This window comes from Paracoccus litorisediminis, assembly GCF_009711205.1.
Lineage (GTDB): Bacteria > Pseudomonadota > Alphaproteobacteria > Rhodobacterales > Rhodobacteraceae > Paracoccus > Paracoccus litorisediminis.
Genome location: NZ_WMIG01000061.1, coordinates 1 through 1,185, shown reverse-complemented (window position 1 = coordinate 1,185; position 1,185 = coordinate 1). Strand labels below are relative to the sequence as shown.

Genomic DNA, 1,185 nt, shown 5'->3' with positions numbered 1-1,185 from the left:
CTAACGACGCACCAGAGTGACCACATGCATTGGAGCCATATGTGGAGGCATCAGATGTTCAGGAAACTCGCTCTCGTCGCATTGTTTTTCTCTGTTGCGACGGGATCGGCTCTTGCAGATAGCAAACCGCTGTCTCCGGGCCATGTCCAAGAGGCTGCGATCATGGGTCTCAACCCGCATGTCTTCAGTCGCATGGATATCGCTCAGATCGCAGCTGAAACGACCTGCCGCGACCAGCGTGAACGGATGCGCTATATTCTGCAGAAGAAGGAGAAGGCTGGAGAGGAGATATCTAATCCTTTCACCTCGAGCCGATGGCTAACGCCTGGTGGATGCAGAGTAACGGGCAAAGATCGGTGATGGCCTGAAGGGTGGCATATCAAGGCGGTGTTCAGATGCCGTCAATTCTCAGCAGAGAAAAGGATACGCCACATGTCATCGACGACCATTACGCAGCTGCCCCATGCATCCGGATTCAGCGCCGCCCCGTTTACCGATATTATTCGCGAGGGCGCGCGCAAGCTGATCGAGCAGGCAATCCAGGCGGAACTCGCGGCGTTGATGGCTGCGTTTGCTGACGAAAAGCTGGAGAATGGGACATCCCGGTTGGTGCGCCATGGTCACCTGCCCGAGCGCGAGGTGATGACCGGGATCGGCCCCGTGCCCGTGAAGGTGCCGCGGGTGCGCGATCGCAAGCCGGGTGAGGAGAAGATCAGCTTCACGCCCAGCATCCTGCCACGATACCTTCGCAAGGCGAAATCGGCCGAGGAGCTGCTGCCCTGGCTTTACCTCAAGGGCGTCAGCACCGGTGATTTCAGCGAAGTGCTGGCAGAGCTTCTCGGTAAGGGGCAGCTTCGGAAACTGGCGCAGTTGGCTCAGGGCTGACCGCCAGTTGAGGCGTTTCTGAATTCGCAGCAACCACATTCGCTGCGCTTCGCATCAATGGCCGCAATGGAGAATGCCGCCGTGCCGCATTAGCCAAGTCCGAGCGGCCGCTTCGGATCACGCGCGATGCTGCACCTGCGAACAGCCGAGTGTCGTCGTCCCCGCTCTGAATGGCGGCGAAGAGCTCCCGCCCAACATGCTGTGGGACAGGAAATGGCGGCCGTAGCTGCCGGCCCATTGCGGACGCTGGAGCACCAGACTTGCAGCACCGCGGCTTTCGCCGAAGCCGTCGCTCAGACA

2 protein-coding genes and 1 pseudogene are annotated in these 1,185 nt (G+C 59.7%); 2 read left to right on the top strand and 1 reads right to left on the bottom strand.

Annotated elements, in window-relative coordinates:
• Both GL300_RS26045 and GL300_RS26040 read left to right on the top strand, forming a co-directional pair.
• A partial coding sequence (locus GL300_RS26045; protein ID WP_211595421.1) for a hypothetical protein occupies positions 1-360 on the top strand: 360 nt, incomplete at its 5' end.
• 72 nt (positions 361-432) lie between these two features.
• Positions 433-843, top strand: a pseudogene (locus tag GL300_RS26040) (transposase); the annotation flags it as partial.
• 159 nt (positions 844-1,002) lie between these two features.
• Here the strand turns inward: GL300_RS26040 and GL300_RS26560 are convergent.
• A partial coding sequence (locus GL300_RS26560) for a hypothetical protein (RefSeq protein ID WP_211595419.1) occupies positions 1,003-1,185 on the bottom strand: 183 nt, incomplete at its 5' end.